Annotated in this window: 18 protein-coding genes; 9 read left to right on the forward strand and 9 right to left on the reverse strand. The window is 66.3% G+C overall.

The annotated features are described in order from the left end of the window. Positions 1–60 precede the first annotated feature (60 nt). Together DFLDMN_RS00005 and DFLDMN_RS00010 are read left to right on the forward strand one after the other, a co-directional pair. Positions 61–771, forward strand: coding sequence for a TetR/AcrR family transcriptional regulator (locus tag DFLDMN_RS00005; RefSeq protein ID WP_423196499.1), 711 nt, complete (start codon positions 61–63; stop codon positions 769–771). Further along, positions 768–1352 carry a TIGR00730 family Rossman fold protein gene (locus DFLDMN_RS00010; RefSeq protein WP_423196500.1) on the forward strand — a complete coding sequence of 195 codons (585 nt, stop codon included), beginning with the start codon at positions 768–770 and terminating at the stop codon, positions 1350–1352. The genes DFLDMN_RS00005 and DFLDMN_RS00010 overlap by 4 nt, the downstream gene beginning before the upstream one ends. Positions 1353–1404: 52 nt before the next feature. On the opposite strand, the gene DFLDMN_RS00015 is transcribed toward DFLDMN_RS00010, so the two are convergent. The 8 genes from DFLDMN_RS00015 to DFLDMN_RS00050 all read right to left on the reverse strand — a co-directional run bounded on the left by DFLDMN_RS00015 (position 1405) and on the right by DFLDMN_RS00050 (position 7851). Then, complete coding sequence (locus tag DFLDMN_RS00015; protein ID WP_423196501.1) at positions 1405–1908, reverse strand: diacylglycerol kinase; 504 nt, start codon at positions 1906–1908, stop codon at positions 1405–1407. Next, positions 1820–2944: a glycosyltransferase family 4 protein gene (locus DFLDMN_RS00020; RefSeq protein ID WP_423196502.1), complete on the reverse strand. Its 1125-nt coding sequence runs from the start codon at positions 2942–2944 to the stop codon at positions 1820–1822. The genes DFLDMN_RS00015 and DFLDMN_RS00020 overlap by 89 nt, the downstream gene beginning before the upstream one ends. Before the next feature lie 115 nt (positions 2945–3059). Next, complete coding sequence (locus tag DFLDMN_RS00025) at positions 3060–4076, reverse strand: UDP-2,3-diacylglucosamine diphosphatase (RefSeq protein WP_423196503.1); 1017 nt, start codon at positions 4074–4076, stop codon at positions 3060–3062. 72 nt (positions 4077–4148) lie between these two features. After that, complete coding sequence (locus DFLDMN_RS00030) at positions 4149–5273, reverse strand: esterase/lipase family protein (RefSeq protein ID WP_423196504.1); 1125 nt, start codon at positions 5271–5273, stop codon at positions 4149–4151. Continuing rightward, on the reverse strand, positions 5270–5815 hold the full coding sequence (locus DFLDMN_RS00035; RefSeq protein WP_423196505.1) for an RDD family protein: 546 nt from the start codon (positions 5813–5815) through the stop codon (positions 5270–5272). Before DFLDMN_RS00035 ends, DFLDMN_RS00030 begins: the two co-directional genes overlap by 4 nt. Positions 5816–5940: 125 nt before the next feature. Beyond that, a complete protein-coding gene (locus DFLDMN_RS00040) occupies positions 5941–6855 on the reverse strand; it encodes a DUF3106 domain-containing protein (protein WP_423196506.1) in 915 nt (304 codons plus the stop codon). Between the two features lies 1 nt (position 6856). Continuing rightward, on the reverse strand, positions 6857–7288 hold the full coding sequence (locus DFLDMN_RS00045) for a DUF3619 family protein (RefSeq protein WP_423196507.1): 432 nt from the start codon (positions 7286–7288) through the stop codon (positions 6857–6859). Next, positions 7285–7851 (reverse strand): RNA polymerase sigma factor, encoded by a 567-nt coding sequence (locus tag DFLDMN_RS00050; protein WP_423198486.1) that lies wholly within the window; start codon positions 7849–7851, stop codon positions 7285–7287. Before DFLDMN_RS00050 ends, DFLDMN_RS00045 begins: the two co-directional genes overlap by 4 nt. 378 nt (positions 7852–8229) lie before the next feature. Between DFLDMN_RS00050 and DFLDMN_RS00055 the strand changes: the two genes are divergently transcribed. From DFLDMN_RS00055 to DFLDMN_RS00085, 7 genes are all read left to right on the forward strand, one after another. Further along, entirely contained in the window at positions 8230–9993 is a 1764-nt protein-coding gene (locus DFLDMN_RS00055; RefSeq protein WP_423196508.1) for an acetolactate synthase 3 catalytic subunit, read from the forward strand. After that, entirely contained in the window at positions 9994–10485 is a 492-nt protein-coding gene (gene ilvN, locus DFLDMN_RS00060) for an acetolactate synthase small subunit (protein WP_008643328.1), read from the forward strand. It begins immediately after the preceding gene. A 152-nt stretch (positions 10486–10637) separates the two neighbouring features. Further along, the gene (ilvC, locus tag DFLDMN_RS00065; protein WP_423196509.1) at positions 10638–11654 is read left to right on the forward strand and encodes a ketol-acid reductoisomerase; all 1017 of its coding nucleotides are present in this window, start codon (positions 10638–10640) and stop codon (positions 11652–11654) included. Positions 11655–11799: 145 nt separating this feature from the next. Then, positions 11800–12453, forward strand: coding sequence for a phosphatidylserine decarboxylase (locus DFLDMN_RS00070; RefSeq protein WP_423196510.1), 654 nt, complete (start codon positions 11800–11802; stop codon positions 12451–12453). A 3-nt stretch (positions 12454–12456) separates the two neighbouring features. After that, on the forward strand, positions 12457–13344 hold the full coding sequence (gene pssA, locus DFLDMN_RS00075; RefSeq protein WP_423196511.1) for a CDP-diacylglycerol--serine O-phosphatidyltransferase: 888 nt from the start codon (positions 12457–12459) through the stop codon (positions 13342–13344). An 81-nt stretch (positions 13345–13425) separates the two neighbouring features. Further along, positions 13426–13929, forward strand: coding sequence for a peptidoglycan-binding protein LysM (gene lysM, locus DFLDMN_RS00080; protein ID WP_423196512.1), 504 nt, complete (start codon positions 13426–13428; stop codon positions 13927–13929). Between the two features lie 412 nt (positions 13930–14341). Next, a complete protein-coding gene (locus tag DFLDMN_RS00085; protein ID WP_423196513.1) occupies positions 14342–15883 on the forward strand; it encodes a 2-isopropylmalate synthase in 1542 nt (513 codons plus the stop codon). Positions 15884–16089: 206 nt separating this feature from the next. Here DFLDMN_RS00085 and DFLDMN_RS00090 read toward each other — a convergent pair whose 3' ends face one another. Continuing rightward, positions 16090–16614, reverse strand: a complete 525-nt coding sequence (locus DFLDMN_RS00090) for a hypothetical protein (RefSeq protein WP_423198487.1) — start codon at positions 16612–16614, stop codon at positions 16090–16092. Between the last annotated feature and the right edge of the window lie 281 nt (positions 16615–16895).

Consider the following 16895-nt stretch of genomic DNA (forward strand, 5'->3'; position numbering starts at 1 on the left):
TCGCGCCGACGGCGATGGCTTACAATTCCAGACCAGCCGAACCCAGGATCCTCGCCTGCCATGGAAGCCAAGCCCCAAACCGGTCCGCGTCGCACGCGCGACCGTATCCTCGATGTCTCGCTGCGCCTGTTCAATGAACTGGGCGAGCCCAACGTCACCACGACGACCATCGCGGAGGCCATGGAGATCAGCCCCGGCAATCTCTACTATCACTTCCGCAACAAGGACGACATCATCAATTCCATCTTCGTGCGCTTCGAGCAGGAGATGGAACGGCGCCTCAAGCTGCCCGACGACCACAAGGCCACGCTCGGCGAAAGCTGGGGCTACCTGCAGTACATGTCGGAATTCCTGTGGAATTACCGCTTCCTTTATCGCGACATCAACGATCTGCTGGCGCGCAACCGCATGCTGGAGACCAACTTCAAGCGCATCGTCGACCAGAAGAAGCGGTTCGCGCTCGAGATCTGCCGCCAGTTCCAGGAAGACGGCGACATGGAGGCCACGCCGGAACAGGTGGAGGCGGTCTGCACCAACATCGTGGTGATCGCCACTTACTGGCTGTCGTTCCAGTTCGTGCAGCATCCGCGCCAGTACAACGATGCCGAACAGATCCGCGGATATCTGCACGGCTCCAGCTATCACATCTTCTCGATCCTCGCGCCATACCTGCGTGGCAAGGCACGCGAGGCGTTCGACCAGCTTGCGCGCGAGTACGCCACCGCCAAGGCGGAAGCGGAACGGGCCCAGGCGGCCAAGGACAACAAGTGAAATCTGTCTGCGTCTATTGCGGTTCCAGCCCTGGCAACCGTCCCGAATACGCCGAGGCCGCCGCGCTGCTCGGCCGCACGCTGGCCGCGCGCGGCCTGGCGCTGGTGTACGGCGGCGGCAAGGTCGGCCTCATGGGTATCGTGGCCGACAGCGTGCTCGCGCATGGTGGCACGGTAGTGGGCGTGATTCCGGACGCGCTGATGCAGAAGGAAGTCGGCCATCGCGGCCTGACCGAGCTGCACGTGGTGCGCAACATGCACGAGCGCAAGCAGATGATGGCGGACCGTGCCGATGCCTTTATCGCCTTGCCGGGCGGCGTCGGCACGTTCGAGGAACTGTTCGAGACCTTCACCTGGCTGCAGCTCGGCTATCACGACAAGCCCGTGGGGCTGCTCAACGTGGCCGGTTTCTACGACGGCATGCTCGGCTTTCTCTCGCATGCCGTGCACGAGGGCTTTCTCAAGCCCGTGCACGCCGATCTGCTGCACGTGGCCGATACAGCCGACGGGTTGCTGGGCAAGCTTGCCGCGGCGCCGCGCGTGCGGGTCGACAAATGGCAGGAAGCGCGCGACCAGACCTAGGGTTTGCGTCGTCGGTGGCCCCGCGCGAACGCGGCGCCAAGCGGATGCGAACCTAGCCCGCGATCCACTGCGCAAGCCACCGTGCCACCGGCGGTCCGCCAATCGCCAGCCACGTCCCCAGGCACAGGATCAGCGCCAGCATGACCGCGGCGCTGCCAAAGTCCTTGGCGCGCTTGGCCAGACTGTGCCGTTCCAGCGAGATGCGGTCTACCGCGGCCTCGACGCTGGAGTTCAGCAGCTCGACGATCAGCACCAGGAACAGCGTGCCGAGCAGCAGGATCCGTTCCACGACGGTGGCCGGCAACAGGAACGCGCACGGCGCGAGAATCACGAACAGCGTCAGTTCCTGCCGGAACGCGCTCTCCTCCAGCACCGCGTAACGCAGGCCCGACAGCGAATTGATGGCCGCATGCCAGGCGCGCGTCAGGCCGCGATTGCCCTTGTGCGGATTCTGCTCGATCGAGTAATCACTCTCCGGTTCGGCCGACCCCCGGGCGGGGTTCGGCGGGCGGTGCAGCGGCGGTTCGGTGGGCAGCATGGGACGGGGTTTGGGCATGATCGTGCGACGCGGATACGGCGGAACCGCCACCGGCGGCGGGGAGCGGACGCAGGTGGGCCAGGAACTGCTCGGACGCGGCCCGCCACGAAAAGCGCTCGGCATGCGCGCGCGCGGTGGCGCGGTCGATGCGCAGCGCTTCCAGGCAGGCTTCGCGCAGGTCTTCGTGCATCACGCCGGCCGGGCTGTCGCCAAGCACGTCGATCGGGCCGGTGACCGGATAGGCCGCCACCGGCAGGCCGCTCGCCAGTGCTTCGAGCAGGACCAGGCCAAAGGTGTCGGTGCGGCTCGGAAACACGAACACATCTGCGGAAGCATACACTCTGGCCAGGTCCGGCTGCTCGAGCACGCCGAGGTAGTTCACGTTGGGGTAGCGCGCCTTGAGGCCGGCCAGAGCCGGGCCATCGCCGACCACCCACTTGGAGCCGGGCAGGTCGAGCTGCACGAACGCCTCGACATTCTTCTCCACCGCCACGCGGCCCACGTACAGGAAGATCGGGTGGGCGGTGTTGAGCATGTTGGCGCGCGCTGCGGTAAAGACATCGAGGTCGACGCCCCGTGTCCATAGCACGCCGTGCGTAATGCCGTATTTGCGCAGGTCATCGAGCACCACCGGCGTCGGCGCCATCACCGCGCGCGCGGGGCCATGAAACCAGCGCAGGAAGCGATAGGTCCAGGCGAGCGGAATCGCGAAGCGGGCCTGCACGTACTCCGGAAAGCGCGTGTGATAGGCGGTGGTAAAGGGCAGACCGTGGCGGATGGCATAGGCGCGCGCGGCGATGCCGAGCGGGCCCTCGGTGGCGATATGGAGCGCGTCGGGGCGGAAGCCGTCGATGCGGCGGCGGACCTTGCCGCCCGGAAACAGCGACAGGCGGATTTCCGGATAGGTCGGGCACGGAATGGTCTGGAATTCAAGCGGGGTCAGCAGGTCCACGGTGTGGCCCATCGCCTCGAGTTCGCGGCGCGTCGACTTGAGCGTGCGGACCACGCCGTTGACCTGCGGTTCCCATGCATCGGTAACGATCAGGACTCTCATTCGATCTCCTTGGCGGCATGCGCCCTCTGGTGGCAGGTGTGGCAGGTGTGGCAGGTGTGGCGGGGTGGGCGGTGAGGCCGCCGTGCCGGCCGGTCCCGCCGCGTGCGTGGGCATGTCAGCCTTCCACGGCAGCGGCGGCAGCGGTGGCGGCAGTCCGGCGTCGACGCCGCGCCGCGGGGGCGGGCGGATCGAGCAGCGTGGTCCAGTAGACGATCTTCAGTTCGCCTTCCATGGTCTCGACCAGCGCCGACAGGCTTTCCACCCAGTCGCCGTCGTTGCAGTAGAGCTGGCCGTCCACCTCGCGGATCTCGGCCTTGTGGATATGCCCGCAGACCACGCCGTCGCAGCCGCGCCGGCGCGCTTCCTCGACCATCGCGTGCTCGAACGAGTTGATGAAGTTCACCGCATTCTTCACCTGGTGCTTGAGGTATTGCGAAAGCGACCAGTACTCGAAGCCGAGCCGCGTGCGCACGCGGTTGAAGTGGCGGTTCACGGCGAGGATGAACGTATAGAGCGAGTCGCCGAGGTACGCCAGCCAGCGCGCGTGCTGCACCACGCCGTCGAACAGGTCGCCATGCACGACCCACAGGCGGCGGCCGGTGGCGGTCACGTGGATGGCATCCTCGCGCACCACGATGTCGCCAAAGGCCATGCCGTTGAACTGGCGCGCCACCTCGTCGTGATTGCCGGGGACGTAGATCACGTCGGTCCCCTTGCGTGCCTTGCGCAGCAGCTTCTGCACCACGTCGTTGTGGCTTTGCGGCCAGTACCAGCCGCGCTTCAGTTGCCAGCCGTCGATGATGTCGCCCACCAGGTAGAGCTGGTCGGACTCGTTGTGCTTGAGGAAGTCCAGCAGGTAGGTGGCCTGGCATCCCGGCGTGCCGAGGTGGATGTCGGACAGCCAGATCGCGCGGTAGCGGTTGACGGGAGGGGTGGCGGTGTGGGGTGGCTGCGCGCCGGCGGTATCGTGGTGGGAGGGGGCCGGTACGGCGGCGGAGGGAGCAGGTTCCGACGCGGGCGGCATGTAGGCCGCGAGCGCGGCGGTCAGGCTGAGCGTCGCGTCAGGTTTGCCGCGCAGGCGTTGCGCGGCCCTCGACAGACGTCCGCGGGCAAATCGGATTGCTTGAACCATGGCGGCCCCGGTATCGGCGATGGCTGCATTGGGCCTGTGCCGCATGACGGGACCGTGACGGAAACATGAATGTCATATGAAGATTGCCGGCCGGGCCATGCGCGCCGGCTGCGCAGTGGGCGCTTGCAATGCGGCCAGCGCATCGAGCGTGGCGGCGATCGCGCGCGGATGTCGCAGTAGCGAGACATGGCCGATGCCGGCAAGCGGGATATGGCGCGCGCCGTCGAGCCAAGAGGTGCCGGCGGGGCCGGCGATGGAGTCGTGCCAGCTGAACACCGACACGATCCGCGCGCGCTGGGCCGGCGTTTCGGCAGCGGCGAGCGCGTGCAGCCAGCGGCTGCCGCAACGCATCTGGCGCGCGTTGTGGCCGCTGCCGAAGCGCGCGAGCGCGCAGCCGTGATGCGGGCTGCCGAGCGTGACGATGCCGGTGCAGGACGCGGCCTCGCCGCCAAGTACCTGTGCCGCGCGCGCGGCGAGTCCGCCCATGCTGTGGCACACCAGCAACGGCGGCTGGCCGCCGCGCCCGGCCATCTCGCGCATGCGGTCCAGCAGCATGGACGCATAGCCATCGATATCGCCGAGCACGGGCTCGAGATCGATGCCTTCGCACCGATAGCCCGCCGCCGCGAGATGCGGCGCGAAGTCGAGCCACACCGCGTGGTTGCAACCGTAGCCGTGCACCAGCAGCACGTCCGGTCCGGTACGGTCCCGGCCCGACGAGGGGGCGCTGGCTGACGTCGCTGAAGCCGCTGAGGGCCCCAACGCGGATGCCGACGTGGATGCCGACGTAGATGCGGCCGGTGCCGGTGGTGCCGCGACCGTGGCCGTCGAGCCCGCCGCCGGCGCGGTGAACTGCAGGCGCGAGCGGAACGGTTGCAGCCAGTTGAACATGCGGAACACCGCGCGGCACTCGTGGAGGTAGCATGCCAGCGCGCCGGCAAGCCCGAGCGATGGTCGCGGCGGCCCCGGCGGGGGCGTGGGGCGGTCGTGTGCGTGCACGCGAAAGCCGCCAAGCGTGGCGGCAAAGGCCAGCGCGATCGAGGCGCAGAACACGGTCAGCACCACCACCGCGCCAGCGAGCAACGCCAGCGGCCATGGCCATCCGGCCTGCCACGCCAGCACGGCCGCCACACCGTACGCGGCGGCCGCCTGGACCGCCACGGCCACTCTGCGCAGGGCGGCCGCCGTCAGGCTCATGGGCGCCGCGGAGCCGCCGCCGGGCGCAGGTCGGTCAGGCGGGTGCCGGCCAGGCGATCGTGCAGAAACTGTCGGCGCGGGTCGAGCCACGCCAGCGAAACCCAGATCAGCAGGCCAACCACCAGCGTCGCCACGAACGGCCCCTTGACCAGGCCCAGCGCATGGCCGACCACTGCCGCGGGCGGCAGCCATAGCCACGCCAGCAGAAAGCGCAGCAGCGCGCGCGGCCAGCGCGGCGGCACCCCCGCGGTGGTCTCCAGGCGAATGCGCCAGGTCTGCATCGCCAGGGTCTGCCCCGTCCGTTGCCAGAACCACGTGAAATAGCCGGCCAGCACGACGAAGTTCCAGACCTGGCCCACGTAGAGGTTGTCGAGCCCGAACTGGCGCAGCACGGGACGCGCGAGCACATACAGCGCGGTGGAGGCCATCAGCACGCCGAACAGCAGCACGCCCTCATAGAGCATGCAGGTCACGCGCCGGCGTAAGGTCGGCGTGCGCGCGGCGTCGGCGATGGGAACGTGAGGGGCGGTGGTGGCGGGCATGGGCGGATTATGCCATCGGGCTCACGCACATCCCAGCCGGAGGCAGGGGAAGCGGGCGTGCTGGCGGCGGGCGGCGCGCGGCATCGCCGCCCGCAGTGACGCGGAGCGGCGAGGCACGGCCGCGCTCAGCGACTCTCGGCTGGGGCGGCGACCGGAAAGTCGGTCGACGCTTCGCCCGTCACAGGCGGCGCGAGCGGGGCCGTGGCCGCGGGTGGCGAGACCACGGTGGAGGCTGGCAAGGGCGCCGCCGGCGCCATGGTGCTGGCCGATGCCGGGGCGGCAAGCGGCGCGCTGGCGGCGGAGGGCGCGGATGCCGCAGATGCCGCGGCGGTAGAGGTAGCGGTAGCGGCGGTAGCGGCCAGGGCCGGCGCCGCCGTACCAGCGGCATTGGCCGTAACGGCCGCTGCGGTGGCCGGTGCGGCGGTCTTCCGGGTGCCACGGATCTGACGCGAGGTATCGGGAGGCAGGTGCTTGCCGGACGGCAGCGCACTGACCGCTCCCGGACGGCGCGGTACCTTGTCGGCGGCGGCGAGCTTCTTCTTCTGTTCGTCCGATAGCTGCTGGTAGCGTTGCCACGCCTCCGCCTTCGTCTCGGGCGGCAGCGAGCGCGTGATCTGGTAGTTCTCCCTCGCCAGCCGGCGTTGCTGGGGCGTCATCCGCACCCATTCGGCCATGCGCGCCTGCAGACGCTCCTGGTTCTGGTGCGAATACTTCGGGTAGCGCTCGGCGATGCGCAGCCACTTGTGGCGGTTGAGCTCGGGCATCGTGTTCCACAGCGGCTGCAGCGGTGCCAGGATGCGTTGGTGCGCGGGCGACAGCTCGTTCCACGTGGGGTGAGCATTCACTGCTGTGGCCGGAGCGGTGACAGGGGCTGCGCGGGTGGCGGGGGCGCCAGGGGCCTGCCCCTGGGCATGGACGGCGGGCAGGGCGGCGCAGCCCAGCGCGGCCAGCACGGCCAGCAACAGGCGGCCGAGCTGGTCGGGGAGCCGGCGGGCGAGCTGGCGGGCGAGCGCGTCGGGACGATCTTGCGTACGCGCCATCCTATTGTCCGCGCTTGAGGAACACGTGGAAGCCCTGGTCGGCGTAGGCCTGCGGCGGCAGGTCGTCAAGCAGCATGGCGGCATCGACGTCCGCCAGTTCCTCCACGCGTTGCTGCTTCTGCCAGTGGTAGATGCCGGCCAGGCCACCCACCAGCACGATCAGCAGCCATACCAGCGCCAGCTTGCGCAGCCAGGCACCGGCACGGTGCAGCGGGGTATCGTCGTCCAGGTCGGACAGCGGTATGCCCCCCTGTGTCGCGAACTGCGGCACGCGCACGGGCGCCTCCGCTTTCTTGCGGGCAAGCGCGATACGGCGCCCGGCGGCGAGCCGTTCGGCGATGTCGGCCGGCACCGCGTCCGCGGAGGCATCGAGTGCCGAGCGGATGTCGCGCGCCAGGCGGCGTTCCTGGATATCTCTTTCGTTTCTGCTCATAGTCGGACCCCTCGCGCGCGCAGCGCTTGCGCCAGGGTATGCGTTGCACGGGAACAGTGCGTCTTGACGCTGCCTTCGGAACAGCCCATCACGGCGGCGGTCTCGGCCACGTCCATGTCCTCCCAGTAACGCATCAGAAAAGCTTCACGTTGACGCGTCGGCAGGCGCTGGATTTCCTGTTCGATGATGTGCATGACCTGGGCCCGCTCCACCTTGTCGGCACTGCTTTCGGCTGATTGGGAGCCGGCCTGCGCCTCGAGGGTGTCGAGCAGGTCATTATCGTCGCCTTCGCGGTCGTCGCGCAGGTTCGAGAACAGCGTCACCCACGTATTGCGCACCTTCTGGCGCCGGAACCAGTCGTGAATGGTGTTCTGGAGGATACGCTGGAACAGCGGAGGCAGTTCGGCGGCGCTCTTGTCGCCGTATTTCTCGGCGAGCTTGATCATCGCATCCTGCACGATATCGAGCGCGGCCTCGTCGTCCCGCACCGCGAATACGGCCTGCTTGAACGCCCGTCGCTCGACGCTGGCGAGAAAATCGGAGAGTTCCTGGTCGGTGGCCATGCAGGCGAGTTGCGGGCGGAATAACGGCTTGCTGCGGACGGCATGGCGACCAGAAGTGCTTTGCGCGCCCCGCCGCAATACCAAAATGCCTGCGATCCTAGCAAAAAACACGTGAGTGTGACCACTGCTGTATGGCGATGCAGACATGGCGGGTTGCCGGCAGGCACGGTTGTGGCATCCCCCGCCCGGGTGATGCCAGAAGATCGTAGACCGCGCTGGTGCATTGCAGTATCATCGTCGGTTCACGACATCAGTGGTTGTCTCATTTGACCGCTTATGAGGCGGTCTTCCATGCAGACGCGCACCGCTTGAACCCGAGCCACAAGCCCGGCAGAGAGCATCCAAACAATTTTTTGCCGAAAATTGCAAAGGACTGAAATGAACATGCCCAGCGCGGATTTCTCCCACGCAGACAGCAACGCATCCTCCGCACCCGAAATGATCGGCGCGGAAATCCTCGTCCATGCACTCGCCGAAGAAGGCGTCGAATACGTCTGGGGTTACCCCGGCGGCGCCGTGCTGTATATCTACGACGAGCTCCACAAGCAGACGAAGTTCGAACACATCCTGGTCCGCCACGAGCAGGCCGCGGTGCATGCCGCGGACGGCTATGCGCGCGCGACCGGCAAGGTGGGCGTGGCCCTGGTGACCTCGGGTCCCGGCGTGACCAACGCCGTCACGGGCATCGCCACCGCGTACCTGGATTCGATCCCGCTGGTGGTCATCACCGGCAACGTGCCGACCCATGCGATCGGCCAGGATGCCTTCCAGGAATGCGATACCGTCGGTATCACGCGTCCGATCGTCAAGCACAACTTCCTCGTGAAGGACGTGCGTGACCTGGCCGCGACCATCAAGAAGGCGTTCTTCATCGCGTCCACCGGCCGTCCCGGCCCGGTGGTGGTCGACATTCCGAAGGACGTTTCGCGCAACGCATGCCGCTTCGAGTATCCGAAGACCATCGACATGCGTTCGTACAACCCGGTCAACAAGGGCCACGCGGGCCAGATCCGCAAGGCCGTGGCACTGCTGCAGCAGGCCGAGCGTCCGTACATCTACACGGGCGGCGGCGTGGTACTGGCCAATGCCAGCGACGAGCTGCGCCAGCTCGCGGCCATCACCGGCCATCCCGTCACCAACACCCTGATGGGCCTTGGCGCGTTCCCGGGCACGAGCAAGCAGTTCCTCGGCATGCTTGGCATGCACGGCACGTACGAAGCCAACATGGCGATGCAGAACTGCGACGTGCTGATCGCCATCGGCGCGCGCTTCGACGACCGCGTGATCGGCAACCCCGCGCACTTCACGGCGCAGGCACGCAAGATCATCCATATCGATATCGATCCGTCGTCGATCTCCAAGCGCGTCAAGGTGGACATCCCCATCGTCGGCAACGTCAAGGATGTGCTGCAGGAGCTGATCGCCCAGCTGCAGGCCAGCGACGTCAAGCCCAGGCGCGAGGCGCTCGCGAAGTGGTGGGACCAGATCGAGCAATGGCGCTCGGTGGACTGCCTCAAGTACGACCGCCACAGCGAGATCATCAAGCCGCAATACGTGGTGGAAAAGATCTGGGAATTGACCAAGGGCGATGCGTACATCTGCTCCGACGTCGGCCAGCACCAGATGTGGGCCGCGCAGTTCTACAAGTTCGACGAGCCGCGCCGCTGGATCAACTCGGGTGGCCTCGGCACCATGGGCGTCGGCCTGCCGTACGCGATGGGCATCAAGAAGGCGTTTCCGGAGAAGGAGGTCGTCACCATCACCGGTGAGGGCTCGATCCAGATGTGCATCCAGGAGCTGTCGACCTGCAAGCAGTACGACACGCCCGTCAAGATCTGCTCGCTCAACAACGGCTATCTGGGCATGGTGCGCCAGTGGCAGGAGATCGAGTACGACAACCGTTACTCGCACTCCTACATGGATGCGCTGCCCGATTTCGTCAAGCTGGCGGAGTCGTTCGGTCATGTCGGCATGCGCGTGGAGCGCGCCGCGGACGTGGAACCGGCGCTGCGCGAGGCGTTCCGCCTGAAGGACCGTACCGTGTTCCTGGACTTCCAGACCGATCCCACCGAAAACGTGTGGCCGATGGTTCAGGCCGGCAAGGGGATCTCCGAAATGCTGCTCGGCTCGGAGGACCTGTAAATGCGACACATCATTTCGGTTCTGCTCGAGAACGAACCCGGCGCGCTGTCGCGCGTGGTGGGCCTGTTCTCGGCCCGTGGCTACAACATCGAGACGCTGACGGTGGCGCCCACCGAGGATGCGTCGTTATCGCGCATGACCATCGTCACCACCGGTTCGGACGACGTGATCGAGCAGATCACCAAGCACCTGAACCGGCTGGTGGAAGTGGTCAAGGTGGTGGACCTGACCGAAGGCGCGCACATCGAGCGCGAGCTGATGCTCGTGAAGGTGCGCGCGGTCGGCAAGGAACGCGAGGAGATGAAACGCACCGCCGACATCTTCCGCGGCCGCATCATCGACGTGACCGAGAAGACGTACACCATCGAGCTGACCGGCAACGGCGGCAAGCTGGATGCGTTCCTCGATGCGATCGATCGCACGGCGATCCTGGAAACCGTCCGCACGGGCGGCTCCGGCATCGGCCGTGGCGAGCGCATCCTGAAGGTCTGACCGGCGCCCCCGGCAGCGGCGGCCCCTGGCGCGGTTTCGCCAGCAGGCCGCCACGCAGTATCCCCGGCGGTGCGACCCGGTAGCGCGAACGATGCGCGCGCCGCAGATGCCGCCTCACTCATACCCAGATCAAAGCAATTGAAGGAACCATCATGAAAGTGTTTTACGACAAGGACGCGGACCTCTCCCTGATCAAGGGCAAGAACGTCACCATCATCGGCTACGGCTCGCAAGGCCACGCCCACGCGCTGAACCTGAAGGATTCGGGCGTGAACGTGACGGTGGGTCTGCGCAAGAGCGGTGCGTCGTGGAACAAGGCCGTCAACGCCGGCCTGCAGGTCAAGGAAGTGGCCGAAGCCGTCAAGGGCGCCGACGTGGTCATGATTCTGCTGCCGGACGAGCAGATCGCCGACGTGTACAAGAACGAAGTGCACGCCAACATCAAGGAAGGCGCCGCGCTGGCCTTCGCCCACGGCTTCAATGTGCACTACGGTGCCGTGATCCCGCGTGCCGACCTGGACGTGATCATGATCGCGCCGAAGGCCCCGGGCCACACCGTGCGCTCGACGTACGCGCAGGGCGGCGGCGTGCCGCACCTGATCGCCGTGCACCAGAACAAGTCCGGCTCGGCCCGCGACATCGCGCTGTCGTACGCCACCGCCAACGGCGGCGGCCGTGCCGGCATCATCGAAACCAACTTCCGCGAAGAAACCGAAACCGACCTGTTCGGCGAGCAGGCCGTGCTGTGCGGCGGTACCGTCGAGCTGATCAAGGCTGGCTTCGAGACGCTGGTGGAAGCGGGCTACGCGCCGGAAATGGCCTACTTCGAGTGCCTGCACGAACTGAAGCTGATCGTCGACCTGATCTACGAAGGCGGCATCGCCAACATGAACTACTCGATCTCGAACAACGCCGAGTATGGCGAGTACGTCACCGGCCCGCGCGTCGTGACGGAAGAGACCAAGAAGGCCATGCAGCAGTGCCTGAAGGACATCCAGACCGGCGAGTACGCCAAGAGCTTCCTGCTCGAGAACAAGGCCGGCGCACCGACCCTGATCTCGCGCCGCCGCCTGACGGCCGAGCACCAGATCGAGGAAGTGGGTGCCAAGCTGCGCGCGATGATGCCCTGGATCGCCAAGAACAAGCTGGTCGACCAGTCGAAGAACTAAGCCTGCTGGCCGCGTGATCGCCGGTTTGTGCTGGTGATCCATGCCGCCCAGTCTGCCGCCACACCTGTCTCAGGGTGTAATTTTGGCGGGGGCTGGGCGGCTTTTTGTTATCCTGTCGCGACTTGAACCTCTGACCAACGTTTGCATGAACTATCCTCATCCGCTGATCGCCCGTGAAGGCTGGCCGTTCCTGGCCGGCGCATTTGTCATCTCGCTGCTGGTCCATGTCAGCGCGGGCTTCTGGTGGGCGCTGCCGCTGTGGATCCTGACGCTGTTCGTGCTGCAGTTCTTCCGCGATCCGCCGCGCCCGATTCCGTCGGCACCGAACGCGATCCTGGCCCCGGCCGACGGCCGCATCGTCTCGGTGGAAAAGACGCAGGACCCGTATGCGGGCCGCGAGGCGCTCAAGATCAGCGTCTTCATGAACGTCTTCAACGTGCACTCGAACCGCGCGTCGCTGGACGGCAAGGTCGAGAAGCTCGAATACTTCCCCGGCAAATTCGTCAACGCCGATCTCGACAAGGCATCGATCGAGAACGAGCGCAACGCGGTGGTGATCCGCCGTGCTTCCGATGGCCAGATCGTTACGCTGGTACAGGTGGCCGGACTGGTGGCGCGCCGCATCCTGTGCTACACCAAAGTGGGCGACACGCTCGCGCGCGGGCAGCGCTACGGCTTTATCCGCTTTGGCTCGCGCGTGGACGTGTACCTGCCGCTTGACGCGCGCCCGCGCGTGACCATCGGCGAGAAGGTGTCGGCGTCGTCGACCGTGCTCGCCGAACTGGACGAACACAGGTAAGCCATGGCTTTCAATCGCCGCAACAAGCGCGTCAGCAATGGCAACGTGACGCACCTGCGTCCGTTTCGCCATAACCAGCTGCGCAACGATACCGGCTACGACGACGATGCCGACGAGCACGACGTCGAATACGTGCGTCCGCGCCGGCGCGGTATTTACCTGTTGCCCAATGCGTTCACCACCGCCGCCTTGTTCGCCGGGTTCTTTGCCATCGTGCAGGCGATGAACATGCGCTTCGACGTGGCCGCCATCGCCATCTTCGCGGCGATGGTGCTCGACGGCATGGACGGCCGCGTGGCGCGCATCACCAATACGCAGAGTGCGTTTGGCGAGCAATACGATTCGTTGTCGGACATGACGTCGTTTGGCGTGGCGCCCGCGCTTGTCATGTACGAATGGATCCTGCACGACCTTGGCAAGTGGGGCTGGATCGCGGCGTTCGTCTACTGCACCTGCGCCGCGCTGCGGCTGGCGCGTTTCAACGCCAATATCGGCGTGGTGGACAAGCGCTTCTTCCAGGGCCTGCCGAGCCCGGCTGCCGGCGCGCTGATCGCGGGCTTTATCTGGCTGGCCATCGACAACAAGCTGCCGGTCAAGGAACTGTGGATGCCGTGGGCCGCGTTCGGCATCACGATGTATGCGGGCCTGTCGATGGTTTCCAACGCGCCGTTTTACAGCGGCAAGGCGCTCGACGTGCGCTATCGCGTGCCGTTCGGCATGATGGTGCTGCTGCTGGTGCTGTTCGTGGTGGTGTCGACCGATCCGCCGGTGGCACTGTTCGGCCTGTTTATCGCCTATGCGATCTCGGGCTACGTGCTGTGGGCCTGGCGCGCCATCCATGGCCAGCCCGGCGGCGTGCGCAAGGCGCGAGCGAACGACAGCGCCTCCTGATTTTTCTCCCCCTGTGCCGCGCGCGGGACGGGGGGAACATTCGCAGCATTGCATTCACTCACGTTTCGTCAGGAGGATGTCATGGGCATGTTCGATTTCATCAGGGACGCAGGCGAAAAGCTGTTCGGCAAGGGCGAGGCCAAGGCGGCCCAGGAAGCCGCCAAGGCCGACAACTCGGCCGAGAAGGTCGAGGCCGCCAACCGCGCGGCGGGCGATGCCATCGAGGCATATATCCAGCAGATGGGGCTGTCCGCAACCGGGCTGACGGTCACGGTGGATGGTTCGCAGGGCAAGGTCACGGTGTTCGGCGTGGCGCCCGACCAGGCCACGCGCGAGAAGATCGTCCTGTGCTGCGGCAACGTGGAAGGCGTCGAGCAGGTCGAGGACAAGATGTCGGTCAATACCGAGTCGAGCGAATCGCAGTGGCACACCGTGGTGAAAGGTGACACGCTGTGGGCGATTGCCCAGGCCGCGTATGGCAATGGCGCCGAGTACAACAGGATCTTCGAGGCCAACAAGCCGATGCTGTCGCATCCGGACAAGATCTATCCGGGGCAGAAGCTGCGTATTCCGCCTAAGGGTTGAACCGCCGAGGGGTGAAGCCGCCGAAGGGTGAAGCCGCCGCCCAAGGATGAACGCGGCGGCGGGTCGCCCCCGGATTGCCAACGCGGGGGGTGCTGGCGTGTTGCACGTCCTCGCCAAACCGGCTATAGTCGCCAACATGATTTCGCGCCAAGCCCTTTTCGCACGCGCTGCTTCGGCAGTTGCCCTGTCCCTGCTAGGTGGCCTACTAAGCCATCAGGTCGGGACGCGCGCGCGCTAAGGGTAAGGGAAGCCAGAAACCCCTAGCGCGGAAACCACGGAATTTCCAACGCCCCGGCCTGCATCCTTGCACGCCGGGGCGTTTTGCATTGGGTCGCAAACTGCTCGTGCGTGAGGGATGGGTGGGCGGCAAGATCCACGCAACGCGACTAAAACAGCCCAGGAGCTCCACAAAATGTCTGACAAACTCATCATTTTCGACACCACCTTGCGTGACGGCGAACAGTCGCCGGGCGCCTCGATGACGCGCGAGGAGAAGATCCGCATTGCCCGCCAGCTCGAGCGCCTGAAGGTCGACGTGATCGAGGCCGGCTTTGCGGCGAGCTCCAACGGCGACTTCGAGGCGATCCGCTCGATCGCGCAGGTGGTCAAGGACTCGACGATCTGCTCGCTGGCCCGCGCCAACGACAAGGACATCGCGCGCGCGGCCGAGGCGCTCAAGCCGGCCAACTCGTTCCGCATCCATACGTTCATCGCCACTTCGGCGCTGCATATGGAGAAGAAGCTGCGCATGACGCCGGACCAGGTTTACGAGCAGGCGCGCCTGGCGGTGCGCTTTGCGCGCCAGTTCACCGACGACATCGAGTTCTCGCCCGAAGACGGCAGCCGCTCGGACATGGACTTCCTGTGCCGCGTGCTCGAAGGTGTGATCGCCGAGGGCGCCACCACCATCAACCTGCCCGATACGGTGGGCTATGCGGTGCCGGAAGGCTATGCGGAGCTGATCCGCTCGGTGCGCGAGCGCATTCCGAATTCGGACAAGGCGGTCTGGTCGGTGCACTGCCATAACGACCTCGGCATGGCCGTGGCCAACTCGCTTGCCGCGGTCAAGCTTGGCGGCGCGCGCCAGATCGAGTGCACCATCAACGGCCTGGGCGAGCGCGCCGGCAATACCAGCCTCGAGGAAGTGGTGATGGCCGTGAAGACGCGCCGCGACTACTTCAACATGGACGTTGGCATCGATACCACGCAGATCGTGCCGGCCTCCAAGCTCGTGTCGCAGATCACCGGCTTCGTGGTGCAGCCGAACAAGGCCGTGGTGGGCGCCAATGCGTTTGCCCATGCCTCGGGCATCCACCAGGACGGCGTGCTCAAGGCGCGCGACACGTACGAGATCATGCGGGCGGAGGATGTCGGCTGGACCGCCAACAAGATCGTGCTCGGCAAGCTGTCGGGCCGCAACGCGTTCAAGCAGCGCCTGCAGGAGCTTGGCATCGAGCTCGAGAGCGAGGCCGAGGTCAACGCCGCCTTTACGCGCTTCAAGGAGCTGGCCGACCAGAAGGCCGAGATCTTCGACGAGGACATTGTCGCGATCGTCTCCGACGAGGCGCACGATGCCGCCAACGAGCACTATCGCTTCATCTCGCTGTCGCAGCGCTCGGAAACCGGCGAACGTCCGCATGCGCGCGTGGTGTTCAGCATGGACGGCCAGGAACATACCGGCGAAGGCGAGGGCAATGGCCCGGTCGATGCCACGCTGCATGCGATCGAGGGCAAGGCCGCGAGCGGCGCCGAGCTGGTGCTGTATTCGGTCAACGCCATCACCACCGGCACGCAGGCCCAGGGCGAGGTAACCGTGCGCCTGTCCAAGGCCGGCCGCATCGTCAACGGCGTGGGCACCGATCCCGATATCGTCGCCGCCTCCGCCAAGGCCTACCTGGCCGCGCTGAACAAGTTGCACGACAAGGCAGTGCAGAAGATCAATCCGCAGATCTGAGCGGAACTGCCGGCGCTCCGGGAGCCATGATGGTCACCCGGAGCGCCGGCGGCGTGTGACGGACTCACGAGGTCCGGCGCCGCTCCCGACAAAGGCCCGCTGCCGCGTACCACGCGGTGGCGGGCTTTGTCATGATGGCCGGCGCTTCTCGGCGCTTCTCGGCGCTTCTCGGCGCGTTTCGGTCCGTTTCGGTCCGTTTCAGCGCTTCAGCGCCGGTCGCTGCGATCACGCAGCGGATCGGGCGTGATCTGCGTCTGGCGCAGCACGCCGGCATCGTCGAAGTAGAAGTTGAACATCGAATACCACTGGCGGTCCTGCAGGAAGCGGTAGGTCCACACCTCGCGCCTGAGCCGCGGGAAATACTGGTTCGGTTCACGCGGGGCGCCGAAATGCTCGAGCACGTCCTGCTTGGTCCAGACATTGACCTGCGCCTTGTAGAGCTCCAGCGTGGTCAGCATGTTGCGGAAGTTGGTCAGGTTGCCGTTGCGGTCGAAATCGGCGGCATAGGCGTCCTCGCCGAGCGGCTGGGTCGAGTAGATCCAGCGCGAGGTGCCGTCCTGGAACTGGAACTTGTCGGTCGGCGCGCCGAAAGTCGCCTGGACCGCGCTCTGCGGCTGGCCGACCAGCTTGAGGCCGGTACTGACCGGCGCCAGCGTGGCACATGCCGTGGCCAGCACGACCACCGAGGCGAGCGCGGCGCGGCGCAGGCCAAGTCGTAGCAAGTGTGGCAGCGAGGGTGACAAGGGAAGGGAAGCGGTCAGGCGGGCGGGGAACATGGCTGCACTCAAGGGGGCGGCGGGGGAGAAAGATCCAGTATCCGGCAGTGTAGTCCCGGCCGGAAAGTTGTGTGGCCCCGGCGTTGCTTGCGGCAGCCGGACGTGCCGAGACGCCGTCTGCACCGGCAGTTTCGCCACGCGGTGGATTTCGGCTATAATGCGCGGCTATCGTTTGCCGGGCTTTCCCGGTGGCCGATGAAGCGCGCACGACACAGGCGGCGCATCCCGCGCTGCGG

The organism is Cupriavidus sp. H19C3 (genome assembly GCF_049393815.1).
GTDB lineage: Bacteria > Pseudomonadota > Gammaproteobacteria > Burkholderiales > Burkholderiaceae > Cupriavidus.

Excerpts from the sequence above, each read along its gene's own strand:
- DFLDMN_RS00025 (WP_423196503.1), bottom strand. The coding sequence starts at position 4,076 with ATGGTTCAAGCAATCCGATTTGCCCGCGGACGTCTGTCGAGGGCCGCG.
- ilvC (WP_423196509.1), top strand. The coding sequence starts at position 10,638 with ATGAAAGTGTTTTACGACAAGGACGCGGACCTCTCCCTGATCAAGGGC.
- lysM (WP_423196512.1), top strand. The coding sequence starts at position 13,426 with ATGGGCATGTTCGATTTCATCAGGGACGCAGGCGAAAAGCTGTTCGGC.
- ilvN (WP_008643328.1), top strand. The coding sequence starts at position 9,994 with ATGCGACACATCATTTCGGTTCTGCTCGAGAACGAACCCGGCGCGCTG.
- DFLDMN_RS00085 (WP_423196513.1), top strand. The coding sequence starts at position 14,342 with ATGTCTGACAAACTCATCATTTTCGACACCACCTTGCGTGACGGCGAA.
- DFLDMN_RS00050 (WP_423198486.1), bottom strand. The coding sequence starts at position 7,851 with ATGGCCACCGACCAGGAACTCTCCGATTTTCTCGCCAGCGTCGAGCGA.
- DFLDMN_RS00045 (WP_423196507.1), bottom strand. The coding sequence starts at position 7,288 with ATGAGCAGAAACGAAAGAGATATCCAGGAACGCCGCCTGGCGCGCGAC.
- DFLDMN_RS00035 (WP_423196505.1), bottom strand. The coding sequence starts at position 5,815 with ATGCCCGCCACCACCGCCCCTCACGTTCCCATCGCCGACGCCGCGCGC.
- DFLDMN_RS00055 (WP_423196508.1), top strand. The coding sequence starts at position 8,230 with ATGAACATGCCCAGCGCGGATTTCTCCCACGCAGACAGCAACGCATCC.
- pssA (WP_423196511.1), top strand. The coding sequence starts at position 12,457 with ATGGCTTTCAATCGCCGCAACAAGCGCGTCAGCAATGGCAACGTGACG.
- DFLDMN_RS00015 (WP_423196501.1), bottom strand. The coding sequence starts at position 1,908 with ATGCCCAAACCCCGTCCCATGCTGCCCACCGAACCGCCGCTGCACCGC.
- DFLDMN_RS00040 (WP_423196506.1), bottom strand. The coding sequence starts at position 6,855 with ATGGCGCGTACGCAAGATCGTCCCGACGCGCTCGCCCGCCAGCTCGCC.
- DFLDMN_RS00020 (WP_423196502.1), bottom strand. The coding sequence starts at position 2,944 with ATGAGAGTCCTGATCGTTACCGATGCATGGGAACCGCAGGTCAACGGC.
- DFLDMN_RS00005 (WP_423196499.1), top strand. The coding sequence starts at position 61 with ATGGAAGCCAAGCCCCAAACCGGTCCGCGTCGCACGCGCGACCGTATC.
- DFLDMN_RS00030 (WP_423196504.1), bottom strand. The coding sequence starts at position 5,273 with ATGAGCCTGACGGCGGCCGCCCTGCGCAGAGTGGCCGTGGCGGTCCAG.
- DFLDMN_RS00070 (WP_423196510.1), top strand. The coding sequence starts at position 11,800 with ATGAACTATCCTCATCCGCTGATCGCCCGTGAAGGCTGGCCGTTCCTG.